At 40.7% G+C, this 19599-nt stretch carries 17 protein-coding genes and 1 pseudogene; 9 read left to right on the forward strand and 9 right to left on the reverse strand.

The features are described from left to right. Positions 1-49 precede the first annotated feature (49 nt). Positions 50-2473, forward strand: coding sequence for a Lon protease family protein (locus OIZ54_RS13370; protein ID WP_257125087.1), 2424 nt, complete (start codon positions 50-52; stop codon positions 2471-2473). Continuing rightward, a complete protein-coding gene (locus OIZ54_RS13375) occupies positions 2474-2950 on the forward strand; it encodes an FKBP-type peptidyl-prolyl cis-trans isomerase (protein ID WP_029772177.1) in 477 nt (158 codons plus the stop codon). 137 nt (positions 2951-3087) lie between these two features. Here the strand turns inward: OIZ54_RS13375 and OIZ54_RS13380 are convergent, their stop codons facing one another. Next, complete coding sequence (locus tag OIZ54_RS13380; RefSeq protein ID WP_096042007.1) at positions 3088-3540, reverse strand: DUF302 domain-containing protein; 453 nt, start codon at positions 3538-3540, stop codon at positions 3088-3090. 454 nt (positions 3541-3994) lie between these two features. Between OIZ54_RS13380 and OIZ54_RS13385 the strand changes: the two genes are divergently transcribed. After that, positions 3995-6130, forward strand: coding sequence for a TonB-dependent siderophore receptor (locus OIZ54_RS13385; RefSeq protein WP_264390589.1), 2136 nt, complete (start codon positions 3995-3997; stop codon positions 6128-6130). 29 nt (positions 6131-6159) lie between these two features. Here the strand turns inward: OIZ54_RS13385 and OIZ54_RS13390 are convergent. From OIZ54_RS13390 to OIZ54_RS13415, 6 genes and pseudogenes are all read right to left on the reverse strand, one after another. Beyond that, positions 6160-6519, reverse strand: a pseudogene (locus tag OIZ54_RS13390) (mechanosensitive ion channel family protein); the annotation flags it as partial. A gap of 254 nt (positions 6520-6773) precedes the next feature. After that, positions 6774-7505: a mechanosensitive ion channel family protein gene (locus OIZ54_RS13395; RefSeq protein ID WP_413680539.1), complete on the reverse strand. Its 732-nt coding sequence runs from the start codon at positions 7503-7505 to the stop codon at positions 6774-6776. Positions 7506-7674: 169 nt separating this feature from the next. Next, the gene (locus OIZ54_RS13400) at positions 7675-8076 is read right to left on the reverse strand and encodes a DUF6691 family protein (RefSeq protein WP_264390590.1); all 402 of its coding nucleotides are present in this window, start codon (positions 8074-8076) and stop codon (positions 7675-7677) included. Between the two features lie 4 nt (positions 8077-8080). Beyond that, complete coding sequence (locus OIZ54_RS13405) at positions 8081-8494, reverse strand: YeeE/YedE family protein (protein ID WP_138579854.1); 414 nt, start codon at positions 8492-8494, stop codon at positions 8081-8083. A 1-nt stretch (position 8495) separates the two neighbouring features. After that, complete coding sequence (locus OIZ54_RS13410) at positions 8496-9755, reverse strand: OmpP1/FadL family transporter (RefSeq protein ID WP_138579853.1); 1260 nt, start codon at positions 9753-9755, stop codon at positions 8496-8498. 221 nt (positions 9756-9976) lie between these two features. Beyond that, on the reverse strand, positions 9977-11401 hold the full coding sequence (locus OIZ54_RS13415; RefSeq protein WP_264390591.1) for a sugar porter family MFS transporter: 1425 nt from the start codon (positions 11399-11401) through the stop codon (positions 9977-9979). A gap of 486 nt (positions 11402-11887) precedes the next feature. Between OIZ54_RS13415 and OIZ54_RS13420 the strand changes: the two genes are divergently transcribed. From OIZ54_RS13420 to OIZ54_RS13430, 3 genes are all read left to right on the forward strand, one after another. Further along, positions 11888-12253, forward strand: coding sequence for a type II toxin-antitoxin system RelE/ParE family toxin (locus tag OIZ54_RS13420; protein ID WP_232510930.1), 366 nt, complete (start codon positions 11888-11890; stop codon positions 12251-12253). A 1-nt stretch (position 12254) separates the two neighbouring features. Further along, positions 12255-12557: a helix-turn-helix domain-containing protein gene (locus tag OIZ54_RS13425; RefSeq protein ID WP_096739896.1), complete on the forward strand. Its 303-nt coding sequence runs from the start codon at positions 12255-12257 to the stop codon at positions 12555-12557. 265 nt (positions 12558-12822) lie between these two features. After that, positions 12823-13302: a hypothetical protein gene (locus OIZ54_RS13430; RefSeq protein ID WP_096739895.1), complete on the forward strand. Its 480-nt coding sequence runs from the start codon at positions 12823-12825 to the stop codon at positions 13300-13302. 91 nt (positions 13303-13393) lie between these two features. Here OIZ54_RS13430 and OIZ54_RS13435 read toward each other — a convergent pair whose 3' ends face one another. Beyond that, complete coding sequence (locus OIZ54_RS13435) at positions 13394-13888, reverse strand: dual specificity protein phosphatase family protein (RefSeq protein WP_096739894.1); 495 nt, start codon at positions 13886-13888, stop codon at positions 13394-13396. Positions 13889-13977: 89 nt separating this feature from the next. On the opposite strand from OIZ54_RS13435, the gene OIZ54_RS13440 reads away from it, so the two are divergent. The 3 genes from OIZ54_RS13440 to OIZ54_RS13450 all read left to right on the forward strand — a co-directional run bounded on the left by OIZ54_RS13440 (position 13978) and on the right by OIZ54_RS13450 (position 18260). Beyond that, positions 13978-16215 carry an exonuclease domain-containing protein gene (locus tag OIZ54_RS13440; protein ID WP_096739893.1) on the forward strand — a complete coding sequence of 746 codons (2238 nt, stop codon included), beginning with the start codon at positions 13978-13980 and terminating at the stop codon, positions 16213-16215. Positions 16216-16350: 135 nt separating this feature from the next. Then, positions 16351-17244 (forward strand): hypothetical protein, encoded by an 894-nt coding sequence (locus OIZ54_RS13445; RefSeq protein ID WP_096739892.1) that lies wholly within the window; start codon positions 16351-16353, stop codon positions 17242-17244. 62 nt (positions 17245-17306) lie between these two features. Further along, positions 17307-18260 carry a hypothetical protein gene (locus OIZ54_RS13450; RefSeq protein WP_264390592.1) on the forward strand — a complete coding sequence of 318 codons (954 nt, stop codon included), beginning with the start codon at positions 17307-17309 and terminating at the stop codon, positions 18258-18260. Here OIZ54_RS13450 and OIZ54_RS13455 read toward each other — a convergent pair. After that, positions 18244-19590, reverse strand: coding sequence for a S8 family serine peptidase (locus OIZ54_RS13455; RefSeq protein WP_248531087.1), 1347 nt, complete (start codon positions 19588-19590; stop codon positions 18244-18246). The genes OIZ54_RS13450 and OIZ54_RS13455 overlap by 17 nt on opposite strands. Positions 19591-19599 lie beyond the last annotated feature (9 nt).

The following is a 19599-nucleotide window of genomic DNA, read 5'->3' on the forward strand; positions in this document are numbered from 1 at the left end:
CTTAATACGCCCAAAGCCAGCGAGTATGTTGGTACAAAAAGAAGTTAGAATGACGAAAAAACTGCTGCCATTATCTGTTTCACAGCTCGCACCGAGCATCTCTACTAATCACGTTAGCACGTGTATGAGCAATCCATACCCAGAGCAACTTACCTTTATAGGCCAACAACGCGCCCAAAGTGCGCTCGACTTTTCACTTGGGATGGAGCTGCCAGGCTACAATGTTTATGTAATGGGTGAGGCCGCGCATGGCCGATTTACACTCGTAAAAGACAAACTTAAACAACACGCAAAAGATCGCCCCACACCTAACGAGTGGTTGTATGTTAATAATTACGACGACCACCGCGAGCCAATTGCGCTATTTATGCAAGCAGGGCAAAGCAAGCAGTTAAGTGACGACATAGACTCATTTTTAGATGAAGTACTCGACACCTTTCCGGCAGCGTTTGATAACCCAGCTTATCAACGCAAAAAAAAGTCAATCGAGAGCGAATTTAACGACGCTTACGACAGCGCTATAACCGCAGTAGAAGAAATGGCGCTTGAGCAAAGCGTAGCGCTAATAGAAGAGAAAAACGCCGTAGGTTTTGCGCCTTTAGTTGAAGGCAGGCAGTTAAGCGATAACGAATTTGCCGCCCTAGATGAAGAGCTTCGTGATGAGTTTTTTGAAAAAATAGAAAAACTAGAAGATGCCTTAATTGAAGCGCTGATTGAGCTGCCTCGCTGGAAACGCGAATCAAAAGAAAAACAGCGTAATCTAAAAAAGGCCACAGCCGAGCAAGCTACAAAGCCGCTATTAAAAGACTTAGAGCATAAATACGCTGCACATATTGGAGTGCTGCGCTACTTAAAAGATATTCGCGTAGAAATAATCGACGCAGTACTTGAATGGCTAGACGATGAAGATGAAAGCGAAGAAAGCAAAGAAGACTTTGACCGTAAAGGCATGCTTACCGACTTTTTTGCGCCTAACATTTTAGTTGAATTTAAAGAAGACGATGCCGCACCTGTGGTGTATGAGCCAAACCCAACCTTTGGCAATATATTTGGCAAAATTGAGTATTCAACATCGCAAGGCTCGCTTATAACCAGTTACCGCTCTATACAGCCTGGTGCATTGCACCGTGCAAATGGCGGTTACTTAATTATGGATGCCGAAAAAGTAATGGCCAACCCGCAAGTGTGGGATGGTTTAAAGCTTTCGCTTAAAACGCACCAAATTAAAAACGACCTACCGTATCAAGACAGCTCAGTAGGCAGCAGCTTTACACTGCGCCCGCAATTAATTCCTCTTGATGTAAAAATTATTTTATTAGGCTCGCGCGATTTGTATTACACCATAGGTGAGTACGATGAAGAATTTGCAGAGCTGTTTAGAGTACTTGCCGACTTTGATTACTATTTACCAAGTAGCGATAAGCTTCAGTACCAATTTATTACTAAAGTGAGTGAGTACTGCCAGCAAACGTTAAAGTGCACAACCACAGAGGCCGCCATGGTGCGGTTACTTAAATTTAGCTACCGCCAAGCAGAGCACCATAATAAATTATCGGCGCGCTTTGCCGATGTGCTTGAGCTGGTGGCTGAGGCCAGCTTTTACGCCAAGCAAGATAAGCAAACACTGATTGATGCGCATCATATTGATGAAGCCATTGAAGGTAAGCAGTACCGCACCGGCCAAATAAGCGAAAATATGCTAAGCGATATAAAAGAAGGCCACACGCTTATTGCCACACAAGGCCAAGCCATTGGTAAAGTAAACGGCTTAACAGTGCTGCACATTGGCGATACGTCATTTGGTACACCCGCGCGTATTACCGCCACCGTATACGCCGGCGCCGATGGTGTAATAGATGTTGAGCGTGAAGCCGAGCTAGGTAAAGCAATTCACTCAAAAGGTGTAATGCTACTTACCGGTTATTTAGGTAACAAATACGCCCAGCACTTTAGCTTAACACTAAGTGCTAACATAGCCATAGAGCAAAGCTACGGGTATATAGATGGCGATAGCGCCTCACTTGCTGAGTTATGTGCGCTTATATCGGCCATTACTAGTTTGTCTATTAGCCAGTCTATTGCCCTTACAGGCTCTATTAACCAACACGGTGATGTGCAAGCTATTGGCGGCGTAAACGAAAAAATAGAAGGCTTTTTTAAGCTGTGTAAAATGCGCGGCTTAACAGGCGAACAGGGCGTTATTATTCCTAAATCGAACCAAGTTAACTTAGTACTTGATGATGAAATACTTGAAGCGGTTGAACGCGGTAAATTTAATATTTACGCAGTAGAAACTGTAGACCAAGCACTTAACTTATTAATGGATATTGATGCCGGCGATATTATTGACGGCGAATACCCAGAGGATTCTGTTAATGGTATTGCTTTAGCACGCTTAAAAGATATAGCCGACATAGTTAATGGCGATAGCGAAGAAGATAAAGAAGCCGATGAAGATGAGGAAAAACACTAAATGATCAATATAATTTTAGCGGTAATCATCGCTATATTTTGTTTTTTAATTTTTCAAAATAGTAAAAAAGCAAAGCAACAAGCTGGCATTAACGCGCAAATTGAAGCCGACTACCTTGTCGCTAACGCAAAAGTTGAGGGCGTAATAGAAACCGCCTCAGGCTTGCAGTACAAAGTGCTGCACAAAGGTGAAAGCGAAAATACACCTAACCCTACTAGCAAAGTAAACGTGCATTACCACGGCACGTTAATAGATGGCACCGTATTTGACAGCTCAGTAGAGCGTAAAACGCCAATAAGCTTTGGTTTAAATCAGGTTATTAAAGGCTGGACCGAAGGCTTACAACTTATGAGCCCAGGCGATAAGTACATATTTTATGTACCGCACCAATTAGCCTACGGCGAAAAGCGAGTGGGCAGTATTCCACCTGCATCGCTGCTTATTTTTGAAGTAGAGCTTTTGGCTATTGAGTCTTAATACTCGCGTTAAAAAGTGTTATTAACTCTATAAAAAACCCGTTAGCTAACGGGTTTTTTATTGCGTGTATTTTAAGTTATTTAATATTAATACCAATTCGCTTAATTAAGTATTATTGCGGTTTGGTATAACTTTAATTATTTGGCCACTGTCGCCATAGAAAGCTTATTAAGCACCGCAGCTATTTTATTAAGTACTTCTTCGCAGCCTTTTATATTGTGGCGTTCTTGCAAATAAGTGGGGCTGTTGTAGGTAAGCCAAACTTGGCCATTGTTGTCTTGAGATATATGTACTTTTTGCGGTAAATCTATCGCCACACTTTGCTGGCACTGCATTAACGGTGTGCCTACCTTTGGATTACCAAAAATAATCACTTCACTTGGGGCTAATTCCATATCAACATTTTGAGCATTTTTTTGATGATCTACCCGCGCAAAAATGGTTATCCCTTTGTTACTGGCTATTTTTTCAAAACGGTTAGCCGTTTCATGAACAGAATAATTACTTTGAAAACGTACTAGGCTGTCATTCGCACTCGCCACGGCCGTGGCCGAGAGTAAAATAACCCCTAAAAATAGTCGGTTTAACATGGTTTGCTCCTCATAAAAAGGCTGATACCAATTCGCTTAATTAAGTGGTTTATTTTGATGCTAGAAAAACGTGTTTATAGCTAGGCAAAAAATTCGCTATTTAGTCGTTCTCGGCAATTGCTCCTGTATTGCGCTACCTTCTGCATCCATGCAGTCGTAAATGAGCATTTTTTTAACGCAAGTAGCGACACGTTTAGCCCCACAAAATGATTAAGTATTAATGCGAATTGCTATTATAAAGCGTATGAAAAATACACACTATCTGAGTTCTTTATTTGGTTCAACACTGCGCAAAGGGAATATGTATAAAACGTGAGCACAAAAGTCTTTAAGTACCTATTTTAGTTGCGATTAATTCGAAAAATAAGGATGAATATGAGATTATTTGCATTGCATATAGTAATGATAGTCGTTATCATTCGCGTCGTTTTATACACCTCTTTTCAGGATCAACATGTTTAACCAAAAATACTTGGCGCTTAGTATTGCTGCGTCTTTTTCTGCTTTTTCTAATGTGGCATTTGCCGAGCAAAATAAAGAAATTGAAACAATAGAAGTAACAGGTCGCGCTCAGCAGTTTTACCTAGAAACCGAAAGTAAAATTGGGACTAAAACGGATTTAGATCTTATTAAATTACCGCAATCTGCGCAGGTATTAACCGAGCAGCTTATTATTGACCAAGCCGCGCGCGATATTACCGATTTATACCGCTCAATAGCCGGAGTAAGTGAGTACAGTTATTCAGGCGTTACTTTTCGTGGATTTAGAGACGATGCCAATGTATTTTACGATGGCGTACGCGGCGACCCGTACTCGGGCTTTGGTGTACCGCAATTATTTAATGTAGCGCGTGTAGAAGTATTAAAAGGCCCAGCCTCTGCGTTATATGGTGGTGGTGAGCCAGGCGGTATGATCAACTACGTGACTAAAAAGCCAAGTTATACGCAAAGTAAAGAGCTAAAACTAACGCTTGGTAATTACAACACACATGGTGCCTCACTTGATATGACCGGCGGTTTAACCGACACCATGGCATACAGAGTAGGTGGTTATTACGAAGAGCAAGACAGCTTTCGTAATAACGCAGATTCAAAAAACAGTGAGTTTACCGCTGGTTTATTATTTGATTTAACCGATTCAACCACACTAACCACCACAGTTGATTACATCAAGCAAGACTTAGGCGGTAACCGTTTACGTGGTGTACCGGTAGATGACAACGGCAACTTTTTAGTTGACCCAAGTTACAACGCAAACGAAGCATTTGACTACCAAGACATGGAAGCGTTAGTGCTGCAAGCCGAGCTAAAGCATTACTTTAATGATGATTTATCGGTAAGTAGCACATTGCGTTACATGGATAACGAACGCGACCAAGCCTACCATGAGTCGCAAAGCTGGGTAGATGTAAACGGCGATGGTGAAGCAAACATTGATGACGAAACCATTAAACGCGAATACCGAAAGCAATACCGCGCCAACGAAGAAACAAGCTTAACCACCGACTTTGTTTATAGCTTTGAGCAAGGCCAATTAATGCACCAAGTATTATTTGGTGGCGACTACCACATAGTCGATACCGAGTACGATTACTTACGCGCCCGTTATGAAGCGGACGGCGTGGCTAACTTAAACATATTTGACTTAAATTACGGCGAAACCGACCCAAGTACTTATAACCTTACCGACATGAACCGCGATGGTGTTGAAACCGACCGTTTTGGCGTTTACGTACAAGATGTTGTAAGCATTAACGAGCAATGGACCGTGATTGCCGGCCTGCGTTACGACTATTTTAAAGAGCTAAATAAAGAAACCGGTTACAGTTACTCAGATAACGATGTAACACCGCGCGTGGCCGTTACATACCAACCTGTTGAAAATATCTCGTTTTACATAAACTACTCAGAAAGCTTTAACCCAGCATCATCGGGTGACCAAGAAGATGTAGAAGGCGAGGGCAGCTTAACGCCAGAAACCGGTAAACAAACCGAAATTGGTATGAAAAACCAATGGCTAGATGGCAAAATTATGAGCACCTTTGCTATTTACCAAATTAATAAAGAAAACGTAGTAATGAGTAACCCAGACGACACGGGCGCGGGTGACGGCATTGCAGCACTTTTAAATATTGGTGAGGTAGAAAGCCGCGGGTTTGAAACAACGCTGGTGGGCGATTTAACCGAGCACTGGACGCTAACAGCTAACTACGCCTACAACGATACACTAGTTATTGAAGGTGTAACCGGCGATACTATTTCAAGCACCTACGGTGATGGCTCTCGCTTTGCTAATGCGCCGCGCCACCAAGCTGGTTTATGGTCGCGTTTTGCGCTTGATAGCATCGACTCGTCTATAGCATTTGGCGCAAATTACGTAAGTGAGCAAATAAGCCAAGATGGCCAAAAAGTTAAACCCTTTACTGTATTTGATATGAGCTGGACTTCTCGCTTTGACGATGTGTTATTAAGCGTAAATATTAATAATATATTTGATAAAGAATACGCAGTAAGTGGCTTTAGTGAGCGTAACGGTCACTCCCCGGGCAGCCCACGAGAAATAGTAGGCCAAGTAACCTATAAATTTTAAAGTAAATTAAGCGCGAGCTTATCTCGGGCTTATTTTTTATCGCTATTAAAATTAGCGGCTTCTTGCGCTGTGTTAATAGCTGTAATAGGGAAGGGGATCACAATACCTTCTTGGTTATAGCGTTTATGTAGCGCTTTAATAAAAGCAGATTTAACCCAAAACCGATTAAAGTACTCTTTTGCGCGCAGCATTACGGTAAAATTAATGCTTGAGTTATCAAAGGTGTGATACACCACAAAGGTATTGTAATCATCAACCCCCCATTCATGGTCAATTAGTACTTGGCGCGCAACTTCAAGCGTTACTTGCTCTACAAATTCTAGGTCTGATCTGTAGTGAACGCTTACATCAACAGGTACACTCAGTTCTTTTTCGGGGTAAAAGTAATTAGGGCGTGTTGAACTTTGCGGATTGAAATTTGTTCAATCTAGGGGCGATTAAATCGCGGCGCGAGGTTTGTAACCTAGTGGGCTAAGTAAAAACCGAGCAACAAAGAGTTTATCGCCCCTAGGCAGAACCCAAAGGGCAGCGCATGTTTGGCATTTATGCTGCGTTATCGCCTATTTATGGGGAATAACCACACTACATAGGCTCTGTCTTGCCTAAAAACCAAACACGCTGCTGCAAATTCAAACATCAAAGATCAACACGCCCTACTAATACGCGATTTAGAAAGCTGACTATTAGGAATAATAATCATATTATTTGGCAGCATTTTAACCCACGTAGAGCGCCAACCAATTTTCTCTACAAAGCCTTGCTCCTTTGACTCAAGCTCAATAAAATCTCCCACCCGTATGGGTTTATCTATAACAAGTTGTACGCCCGAAAAAAAGTTTTCAAGGGTGGGTTGCAGGGCAAGTGCCACCGCTAATGACGTAATACCTAACGAGGCAATTATAGGTGTAATAGAAATACCCAAGGTGCCTAACAGCACTAAAGCCCCGACCGATAAAACGCTTACCCTAATAATGCCTTTAATAATACTTTGTGAATTAAAAATTACCGCCGACTCTTTGCTGTAGTAATTAATGGCGCCCACAAAAAAGTGGTCAAAAAATAAAATAATAGCCACTAAGCCCAAAATAATATTAATGGTCGAAAACGACATATAGCTCGCAACCGGCTCGCCTTGTATTAACAACCCTTGCTCTATAATGGTGAGTAGCACAATAAATGTGCAAAGGGTGAGCGGTTTAGAGATAGAGGCGATAAGTAAGCTATCGAATATAAATTTAGTATGAGAGGTCCACTTTTTAAGCCAGTACATTATAAAAAAGCGGATACAAAACAAAGCTATAGTTATAGAAACTAAACAAATAGCAATAACCACCCAAGGTTGCTCTGTTAGGTTGTAAAAAGTAGTAGCAGACATTACTTACCTCTCTTTTATAAACTTAAAAGAGTAAGCAGCAAGTTATGTACCTATATGAATAGTTAGCCAAGGCAAGGAAAGAGGGGCTATTTAAATAGGGTTAAACTGGCAAGCTAATACCTGCCAGTTTTAATGAAGGACTAAGGCCGTATATCTTTCGAGGTTAAATTTATACTTTTTTAGCTATCCACATACCGCCAAGTACGGCTGCAAAAAATAACCAAAATTCCATTTTAAGTGAAGTAAGTTGCACAAGGCCAGGGCCTGGGCATATGCCGCTTAATCCCCATCCTAAACCAAACATTACAGAGCCAGTGATTAGCCGAGGGCTAATGTTTTTAACATCACTTAAAGTAAACGTATCATCAAGCAGTGGTTTATCTTTTTTGGCAACCCAAAACCATGCCAGCATCATTATTCCCATAGCCACAGCCATTACAATAATTAAACTGCCATCCCATTGGTTTTGAAAATTTAAAAAGTTAAGTACTTTGTCGGGATTTGTCATACCACTAATGATAAGCCCTAAACCAAATATAAATCCTAAAATAACATGAATTACTGCTGTCATTTTTTTACCCTACTAGGTTTGCTGTAATTATAGCCACGGCCATAAATGTACATGTTGAAACCCACGAACGGGTAGAAAAACGCGACATGCCACATACGCCATGGCCACTTGTACAGCCATTAGCTAATGAGGTGCCCATACCGACAAGTAGCCCAGCTACAACTATAAGCACAGGCGATAAGCTCAGCTCACCTTCTAATAAAGACGGCGCAAATATACGCACCGCAATACCGGCTAATAATAGCCCTGCAATAAAGTATAATTTCCAACGCGACTCAGCCGTTTGCTTATTAAAAACAGATTTAACAATGCCTGATATACCGGCTATTTTTCCGTATAAAACCAGTAATAGTGCGCACGCTATTCCTATTAAAGCACCCCCTATAGCTGCCGCTATTGGCGTAAACTCTGTAACCATTTTATATTCCCCAAACAACCGACACACCTAGGCCTGATTGCTCCATTTCAATTGATACTTGTTGGTTTGGCGCTAAGTAGTTAGCACCCGATACTTTTTTAGCTGGCGAGTAAAAAGCCATTGCATTTAATTGTACCGTGTTACTAATAGAATGGCTAAACCCCGTAGTAAAATGCCATTCTTGCACACCTGGCGCTAAAATATTAAGTAAAACGTTTGATGAAGGAATAGGTTGCTCTGTATACGAAATACCAAAGCGAATTTTTTGTTTTGCTGTACGCTGCCACTGATAGCCAAGTTTATAAATGGTCATATCGTCCCAACCAAAGCCTGCGCCTGCATCGGCACCTAGTGGAGCCGACATTAAATTATCAATCGGGTTAGCAATGCTGTTTACTTCACTGTAATTTATTTTTTGCCAATCAAATACAAGCTGGTTGTTTGGCGTAATTTTATAAGCTGCGCCAATTTGAAGCGAACTAGGTAAATCAAATCCACCTTGCTCTGCAAACAAACCTTTATAGCTATCAAACTCTTGCATAGATACTGATGAGCGGTAACTTGCTCCCAAGCTTAATGACGAGTTTATATCTTGGCTAATACCTAATTGAATACCTAAGCCTGTGCTGGTGTCGGTGCCATTATTAGTAAGGGCTTGGGGCGATTGCGAAAAAGGCGCAAAGTTTCCAAGGCCTGTAGCTTTAAACTGCTGCACTGCATAAATTGGTGATACACCAAGGCGTATTTGCTCGTTAAGTTTGTAGCTTATTGTTGGGCTAATAAACATTTGCTTTAAATCAACACCAGTAGTGCCAGCATAAAATGTGCCTTCAGGCTCTGAATCGGCGCTGTAGTCGGTGTTCATACCGCCATTACCATAAACTAATAAGCCAATACTTACTTTGTCATTAAGCTGGTGGCCAATAGCAAACTCAGGAATAGCAAATAAAGTGTTATCACTTTTTTGGGTTTTTGCTTGCAGGTAGAATGCGTCAGGGTAAAAGGTATCTACATCGGATGCTGAGTATTTTCGATCAGGCGAAAAAAGCTCCAAGCCCACAGATAATTGCGTGCCATTAGCTAAAAAGGTAGCAGGGTTATTAGCGCCAGACATTAACTCTTCAGATAGCGCAACACCCGCACCCGCCATGCCTTTGTGGGTCATGCCATAACCATGAGTAAAATACCCATTGGTAGCAAATGCGTTAAACGAACCTAAAGTAAGGGTTAGGGCCAAACCAGATACTAACTTATTTTTCATTTTGATAGACATACGTAGTGGGAAAACGCGGACAATAGCTAATTTTCTATATTCAAAAAAGGAATTTAAATCGATTACTTATAGTAAAAAGGAATACTGAACGCGATTGGTAAGCCACTGTTTAGCGCAGTAATTATTAGATGGTTTAATACTGATATTAAATCAATCATTTACCTAAAAAGCACAAAGCGGTGAAAAGGGTTCACCGCTTTCAGGGCTAATTACATAGACTCAAGTGTTTTACCACGGGTTTCTGTAATGTATTTAGCCACAAAAAATATGCTAATAAGTGCCGATAAAGCATAAAAGCCGTACGCACCTGCAAGGCCAATTTTAGCCAGCATAATAGGGAAGGTCATGGTAATGGCAAAGTTAGCAATCCACTGCGCGCTAGCAGCAACAGCAAGCGCTGCCCCACGAATACGGTTATTAAACATTTCGCCTAATAACACCCACACAACGGGGCCCCAACTTAAACCAAAAAATACCACAAATAAGTTAGCCATAATAAGCGCGAACGTACCCATGTTATCGCTAAGTGCAAGCTTGCCTGCTTCATCAAGGCCTGCGCTGCCAAATATATAAGTAAGCGCGCTTAAGCTGATAAACATACCAATACTGCCTACTAATAGCAGTGGTTTACGGCCAATTTTGTCAACAAGGGCAATAGCAATAAAGGTCGATACAATATTAGTCGTACCCGCTAATACATTTATAAATAACGATTGCGACTCATCAAACCCAGCAGCTTGCCAAAGCTCAGAGCCGTAATAAAACACCACGTTAATACCCACAAATTGCTGAAACACACTCAGCGCAACACCCGCCCATACAATCGGGTGTACTTTTTTACTGCCATCAATGAATAAATCGCGAATACTTGGCTTTTTATCGCTACGTAAGGAGCTTTTAACATCGCTTATTTGCGCAGCAACGTTGTCGTTCGAAATTTTACTAAATACTGTTTTTGCATCGTCCACTTTACCTTGCGCCACTAAATAACGAGGCGACTCAGGAATAAACAACACACCCACTAAAAATAGTATTGCAGGCACAAGCTCAGCCCAAAACATCCAGCGCCAAGCGGCTATATCAAGCATTAAAATATTTTGCGCACTACCTGCTGCATCAGCAATTAAATAGTTACTTAAAAATGCAGCAAATAAACCCAATACAATAGCGAGCTGTTGTAATGTAGCTAAACGACCACGAAGGGTAGGTGGCGCAACCTCTGCAATATAAGCTGGCGCCAATACCGATGCAGCACCAATACCTAAGCCACCAAATAAGCGGTAAAAAATAAACTCGGCCGAGCTTTCGCTAATGCCTGAGCCAAACGCACTAATGGCAAAAATAATCGCGGTGATGATCATAATTGCACGGCGACCAAACTTATCAGCCAGCGGCCCCGCAGCAAGTGCACCTAAGGCACAGCCAAGTAATACAGACGCTACGTTAAAGCCCGTAGCCACACTGCTTGAATTAAACGCATTACCCAGTGCCGACACCGTGCCGTTAATAACACCCGAGTCAAAACCAAATAAAAAGCCACCAATAGCAGCCACGGCAGAGATAAAAATTACGTAAAAAAGAGAGGTGTTTTCAGCTGTGTTGGCTGAGTGGGAAGGCGGTGTGTGCGTTGTCATTATATGCCCTGAAAGTTAATTTAAATTTAAAGGAGCATAATATCGTAAAGCGTTATGGCTGAATACATTTGTGCAGGTATAACGATTTAGCGGGTTTAAATTGAGCTGTATTCTAAAGGTTTTAGCTTAGAGGTATTAATTTAAAGGTATTAGCTTAAAGGCGTTAGTTTAAAGGCTTTAAAATTAAGAAACCGACTTTTAAATAACACAGGCTGAATTCAATAAGTAATGTGCGTTGTGTAGGAAGTAGCTGTTTTGTCCAATATTGCTGATCTCTACAATTATGTGTTTTCGCAATTATAAAACCTGATTTTAAGTTATGTAATTGTTTACATGTGGTTATATGGTGGTTAAGGTAAATGCATTGAATTTTGGGACGCTTGTCGATTTATAAAGCGACAAATGTTGTAGATTAAGTTGTTAGCTTTTTCATCAACATAGGAGTTGAATTTTAAATGTTGAAAATATACCCTTTTGGAGTATACTTTGATTTATAAGACTAAAGATTTTAGTTCTTTGACTAAAAAAGAAAGCTTATCTGATGATGATCTTATTATTGCTTGCAGAGAAATGAATAATGGTCTTTATGATGCGGATTTAGGTGGAAATGTATATAAAAAGAGAATTGCATCAAGTAATAAAGGAAAGAGTGGTGGTTATCGTACAATAATAGGTGCCGCTATTGGAAGTAAGTACTTTTTTCTCTATGCTTTCGCTAAAAGTACCAGAGCTAACATTAATGCTAAAGAAAAATTAGCGTTAAAAGAATTAGCTAAAGAGTTTCTTGATTTTGATCAAGATGAATTAGACGAGCTTGTCCAAACTGGAGAGCTAATAGTAGTAGGTGAATAATATGAGTGACATTTTAAAATCAGTTCATAGAACGGCTAAAGGCCTTAAAAAATCTGGTGTAATTGATAAAACTACAATGCGTAAATTCGACGCACTATGTTTAACCAGTGTTCATGAATTCACACCAGCCCAAGTTCGAAACTTAAGGTTGAAAAATAACCTTTCTCAGCCTGTATTTGCGCAGTACTTTAATGTTAGCGATAAACTAGTGAAAAAGTGGGAACAAGGCGATAGCTCTCCAAGGGGGGCTGCATTAAAAATGTTATCATTAGCTGAAAAAAAAGGTCTTGAAGTTATAGCGTAATCAAAAGCTAAAAAGATAATTTAAAGCGGACGCGGAACAGTTGACCATCGCTTTGCGAGTATAGCCAACGTTACTTAGCCGTTAAATATAGGCGCTAAGGCTTTAGAATCACTCCTTTTAAGAAAAATAGCCTATTTTATGGATTCCAAATAATGCATTACCTAATGCTTTGAAAACGTTTAGAGTTAATTACAGGAACTTATTGTTAAATTGAATTTAGCTGTTGGAGTTATTCTACAGTCTCGTTATATTTCAAGGAGTGAACGTGGTTGAATTTGTTAAGTCTGCATTACCTTTTCTGTCGCTTGTAATTGCGATGCTAGCTGTTGTAGTTGGCCCTATAGTTTCAATGCGGATATCTAAAAACCAAAATGCCAATAATTTACGTATTGCAAATAAGCAAATTATTGCACCTATTAGGCAGTCATGGGTTAATGAATTAAGGGTTTTACTAGCTGAAATAACTGGTAAATGCTCTCATTATTGGGCATCTGGTTACGAAAACCGTACAGACGCAGAATATCAATATATTACTGAATCCATTAATAAACTTAATTTATATATAAATTCTAAAGAAGAGAGTCATCTTAAATTGCTTGTCCATGTAACTGAGATGCATAATGCTTTACTTTCAGGCGGTTCTATTGAGAGTGATGCAGAGTTTTGGAATTCGCACAAATTAACCATAGAGCAGTCGCAATTTGTTTTAAAGAAAGAGTGGGAGCGAGTTAAAAATGAAATATAACCAGTGGTATGGTATATCATCGCTAACTCATTACTAGCATAAAAATATTTTTAGCACTATTCATAGTGCTAAATCTCCCCCAGTTTCTCCCTCACACCTCAACGTTATTAAAGTATTCTTTTTGTAGTTCTATAGTCAGTGCTTTAGGGCGAATGCCTTGTACTAGGCTGTATACCTCATCTTTTGTGTAACCTGCCGAATTTAAAATAAGCGCAGCAACCAACCCTGTGCGGCCAGTGCCGCCTTTGCAATGAATGGCAATGGTTTGTTTTTGCTGTATAGCTTGTAGTATGTCTGCTTTGTGGGTGTTCCAGCTTGATATAAAAGGCTGTTTGGGTGCTTCGTCGTCATTTATAGGTAAATGAAACCAGGTTATATCGTGCTTTTTGCACTCACTATTAATTGTTTCTACGTTGTTTTTTTCAAGCTCCTTTTGCGGCATAAGCGATAGCAGCATGTGAGTGCCAGCGGCTTTTAATGTAGCGATTGAATCCGCTAGGTTTTGCGTTTTTGTACCAGGGCAAGGCGTAAAAATAATATTTGCGCCGTTATTGAGTGATAAAACATCGTATGGGTGCGCGCTCATGGTAAGTCCTTTATTTTTCATAAATTTACTTTTATACGCTCACTATAGCGTGTTTTAGTTACAAGTTTAAGATTGAATAATAAGCACAAATGCTAGATACTGTTTTTATATACAGTTATGGCGATGTTATGAAAAAAGAATTACCAGCAAAATACTATTTAGCGCATTTTAGAGAGCTTATTGAGTTTGTAACAAGTAAATGTATGCATTTACTTGAGCCCAAACACAGCCAATTTATTAGTAAAATTAACCAACTAGATGAGCAAAGCCAGTGCATGTTGGCGCGTGTGTATTCGCGTAAGCCTTATTTAGTGCAGGCGCAATCGCTCAATTATGAAGAAATAACTTCGCCGCATCAGGCTATTTATACGCTAAAAACAGCGGGTATTTTATATGAGCCAAACGCACAGCATTACAAGCAGCTTATTGCGCATTTAACCAAGCCCATGTTGGTGGAGTTACTCAGTAATTACAGTGAGCAAGTAAGCTTTAAAAAAAGCGCAGCTAAAGGGGAGTTGGTCACTATTGCGTGCCAATTTTTTAGTGAGCGCGCAGATGATTTAGCCCCTTTATATAGCCAATATGTGATAAATAACCGTGAAGATTATTACGAGTATTTTGAGTTTTTATTTGCAGGGCGCTTAAGTAGTGGCGATGTAAACCATCAAAACCGCTTTGTTATGCGCGATTTAGGGTTAACCGCTACCCGCGAAGGGCACAGCGAGAGCTTATCGCGCTTTAATACACTCGCTGAGGCGCAATCTAATTACGTTTTAAATCGTTACCGTTTAGCGTTTAAAAACATCGGCAAAACGGCCGGTAATACAAAAGATGAAACCTTGGATGACAAAACCCCTTACACCGAGCTTGCGCATTTAGTATTGGCGCAACCGGCGCATGGCACACAAGCGCACGACATTAAAAACAAACTGCTGGTTAGGCTGTATAAACAACTTAAAAATACCGATAGCGAACTTGCCTTTAGCCTACTTGAAGGCTGCACCGATTACGCCGAAGCACAAGAAATTCAAATAAGAGAGCAATACCGCCTAGGTAATAAAGCGTGGGTTAAAGCGCAGCTAGAGCAAATTATAGAAAACCCGCTCACCGACGATTTACTGTACTTTGCTGATGACTTTTTAATGCGTAAGTTTAATAAACAAACGCGTTCGCGCTTAAGTACTATGCTGGCCGACACCCAGTGTGTGCTTGAAATTGACGAAATTTACCGAGGCGATGTAGAGCAAGGCGTAAATGAGCATTACAGTGCAAAAGGGTTAACGGTTTTTAACACCGAAAACACCTTATGGCAAAGCTTGTTTGGCTTAGTATTTTGGCACGAGTTATTTATTGAATCGCCATACCCGCCGTGTAATGAATTTGATATTTACCCGCAAGTTTTGCAGCTTGGTAATTTTTATGAAGCACAAAGCACGCAAATTGACGCACGTTTAAAAAGCTGTAGCACTAATCAGGCGCTGCTTAATTTGGTATGTAAGCATGCCGCGCAGTATTTTGAGCAGCCCAATGGTTTATTTAGATGGCGCAGCAATTTATTAGAGCCACTAGAGGCACTTATTTTAAACAGCCCGCTTGAAGCGTTAATTGCGCACTTAACGGCTATGAGCAAACACTATTTACAGCTAAAAGACGGCTACCCCGACTTAATGGTTATTAATAATGGCCAAGTACATTTTGAAGAGGTAAAAGCCCCAGGCGATAAACTTAGGCGCAACCAACTTACCACTATTGATAATTTAAAAAATGTAGGCTTTACAGTACATATTGCTGCAGTTAGGTGGTTTGTAGACCCTAACCGTATTTACAGCGTGGTTGATATAGAAACCACGGGTGGCTTAAAAGGCGGTAACCGCATTACCGAAATTGGCATTGTTAAAGTGCAGCACGGTAAAGTAATTGATACCTGGACGACACTTATTAATCCGCAGCGCCATATCCCAAGCTTTATTACTAAATTGACCGGCATAAGCGATGGCATGGTTTACAACGCGCCTGTATTTGCCGATATAGCACAGCCACTACTAGATAAACTTGCAGGCAGTATTTTTGTAGCCCATAACGTAAACTTTGATTACGGTTTTATTAAAAAAGAATGCGAGGTTGCAGGGCACTTTTTTAAAATGCCAAAAATGTGCACCGTGGTTGAATCGCGCAGAGCGTTTAAAGGCTTAAAGTCGTATTCGCTTGGTAACCTCAGCGCGCATTTTAATTTAAACTTAACCAGCCATCACCGCGCATTGGCCGATGCTACCGCCACTGCCGAGCTGTTATTGCTGATCCAAAACAGTGAAACGCTAACACAATAAACGAGTAATTTATATTTAAGAGTATGAAACTTAAATAATTAAGTAACGTTATTATAATTTTTAATTATTTTTGGAATAAAGTGTTTTTGTAAATCGTCTTCTTTATGTCAATCCGACAAACTAGAGGACAAAACAATGACTAAATTAAATAAAATTGTAAGCGTAATGATGTTAAGCGGTGTGTGTACTTTTACAGGTGCAGTGCATGCCGCTGATATTGAACTATCTCAGTCAACGTCGGCGCAGCAACAAACATCTACATCTATTGCGCTTTCACAAAATGGTTTAACAGCCAGTGGTAGCAACGAGTCAAACGTATCTAACGATACACAAGTAACGGCTGATGACTCGCAAAACACAGATTCAACGGCGAATAATACGCAAACTCCAGCGCAAGAAAGCAGTGAGGCCGCAGAGCCTGCAAATTCATTAGTTGCATCTGCCGGCTCATCTTTAAATAATGCATTAAATGCATCGGCCTCGTCTTTAAATACCACAGCTAATTCCACAAACAATACCACAGCCAATACAGCGCTTGATGCAACAGCGCAGCTAACCTCATCGGCGGGTAATTTAACGACTGCAGTGAACCAGTCGTCATTACTTTCTGTTACCTCTGAGCAAGGCACTCAGCCAGATACTACCGATACATCAGCCGATACCTCTTTACTTTCAACTGTAAGTAGCACTACCGATTCAGTAACGCAAGCTGATGCAATAAATGCGCTTAATGCGGGTGAGCTTACAAACCAATTAGCAATGACTAATACGGCTGCAAACTCAGTGAGTTCTGCACTGCAAATGGGTGATGCAATTAATACCAGTAATGAAGTAGTAAGCAGTGTTCAGCAATCTTTAATTGCCAGTGTGCAAGACAGTACGGTTAGTAGTTTACAAAGCACGGTACAGCAAAGTGTTAGCGGGCAGGTGAGTGCAGCGGTTACTGATCAAATTAGTAACGATGTAGCACTTAGCACCGCAAGTGAAGTAGTAACCAACATTACTAACGATTTAGACCTAGGCCTTTAATACGCCAAGTGCTTGCACAAATGCCGAATGGGGAAACCTATTCGGCCTGTTGGAGAATAAATATGAAAGCAGTTATAACCGCCACATTGTGTGTTTTTAGTGCTCAAGCGGTGCTTGCACAAACTAACCACATTAAAACAGCTGAGCAAAATAAGCCCTTTAAAAGTAGCTTTGAAGTAAATGCAGATGCAGAAGTTGGGGTATTAAGTAACTCGGCGCTCTCTGTTCAAGAGCTCGACGATATTTCGTCGCAAAGCGACAGCGGCATAAAAACCGCAGCCGGTGTTAATGCAAAATGGCAAGTAACCAAAAGCACTAAATTAACCTCAAGCTATAAGTTTGAACAACAAGACTACGATGAGTTTGATCAATACGATTTAGACCTGCATCAATATGGTTTAGATGGCAGTTATAGCTTTAATAGCCATGAGCTAGGGGTTCGTTACGATGGCGCAAAAGCAAATGTAGATGGCGATACATTTTTACATTTTAATCAAGCCAGCGCCTACTATGGCCATTTTTTAAACCCGCATACGTATTTGCGTATGAGTGTAAAAACCAAAGCTAAACGTTTTGCTACTGCAAAAGCACGTAATGCCGACGGCGTAGGTGGCGATGTAGCGCTTTATCATTTTATAAATAACGGCCAAACCATGCTAATGGCAGCGCTAAGTGCCGATAAAGAAAACGCCGACGACAACCAATACGACTTTAACGGCTACGGTTTTACTACTAAAATTACGCACAAATTTACGGCCTTTAATGTGGCTAACAAAGTGGGAGCTGGCTGGCGATATCAAAATAAAGATTACGATGAGCAAACAACGGATGATTTTTTTGAGCAAATACCGTCGCGAGATGAGCACAGAAATGTCGTTAATGCGTTTTATAATCTAGCTGTGTTTGAGCACGTAACATTAATAGCCGAGGCTGAATATGGCGATTATAAATCAAAGCTTAGTAGCAATACCTATACGCAATCGGTTTTATCGGCGTCAGTTAAAGTGCATTTTTAGGTGGGTAAATGGCACCATAACCAAAGGTGGTGTCTTTGCCATGCTCGCCTAAGTCGATGGCAAGCGATGTAAGCTCGTTAAGTGCTTTGGTTTTATTATTACCATGCTTTAACAATAAACAACTTAATGCCGCGCTTACATGCGGCGCCGCCATTGATGTACCCGACTCCCTACCAAATTTTCCATTGCCTTGGCTTGTAACAACATTTACACCAAGGGCTGCAAAGTCTATGTAATCGCCTTTATTTGACCATCTATAAATTTGGTTTTGTGAATCAATAGCACTTACCGCTATCACGCTTTTATACGCACCTGGGTATAACGGCTGCGACGCCGGCCCTTGGTTACCTGCAGCGGCTACAACTAACACGTTTTGTTTTATTGCAGCAGTAATACTTGCTTCTAAAACTGCGTTATTTGGCCCTGTTAGGCTCATATTAATTACGGGTATTTTATTACTGACTAGCCAGTTAAGTGCTTCTACTATGGCAAATAATGTAGCCCCTTGTGCATATTCAGATTGCCTATAAAACACCTCGGCACTGTAGAGCTTGGCATTGCCTAAAAGCGGGCTAAGTTTTGCGCCTTTACCTGTAATTAGCCCTGCAATGGCGGTGCCGTGTAAATTTGGAGAGCTTAACCCTTGTGGTAAAAAGCTTTGCGTAGTGATATTTGCGCCTTCAAAAGCACTGTGTTTGGTATTAATGGCGCTGTCGATCATGCCAATTTTTACGCTTTGTGTGCAGTAGGGGGCAATAGAGTTATTTGGTGTTACTTTTGCGGTAGGCTCGCCAGTTTGCGCTTGGTATATGTGGTTTCGGTCAAGTATTGCAGACTCATCTATGTTAAGCGCTTTTAATAACTCACTTTTAGAATTAACACCTTGGGGGGCGTTAAAGCGTACTAAGCTCATGTTAAGTGCGTTGTAATTTTTTACCGATACAATGGTTACATTTTGCTGTTTTAGGGTATTAAGTTGTTGGCTATTTGCCATTAATAACCATTGGCGCTCTATTGCTCTAAAGCCGTTTTCTAGCTCTACTTCAACAAATGCGGTGTTTTGGCTATTTATATTAATGTTAAGTACATTGGGTAAGCTGCTAATTGGCTCACTAATTTGCGCTTTTAGTTCATCAATCGAAACTTGTGGTACAGGCACTGGAAGCGGCAGACGCTGTGCTCGTTCTATTGTTTGCTCAATACGCTGCTCTATTGGGTTTAACTGCCCAAGCACTTGATCGACACTCACTATATTGGCAGAGCTCGTTGCGCTAAATATGCAAAGCGAAGCGGCTATTATGTGTTTAACGCGTGTGTTTTTAATATTCATAGTGGGTTA

The sequence above is a fragment of the Pseudoalteromonas sp. A3 genome, assembly GCF_025942345.1.
Lineage (GTDB): Bacteria > Pseudomonadota > Gammaproteobacteria > Enterobacterales > Alteromonadaceae > Pseudoalteromonas > Pseudoalteromonas atlantica.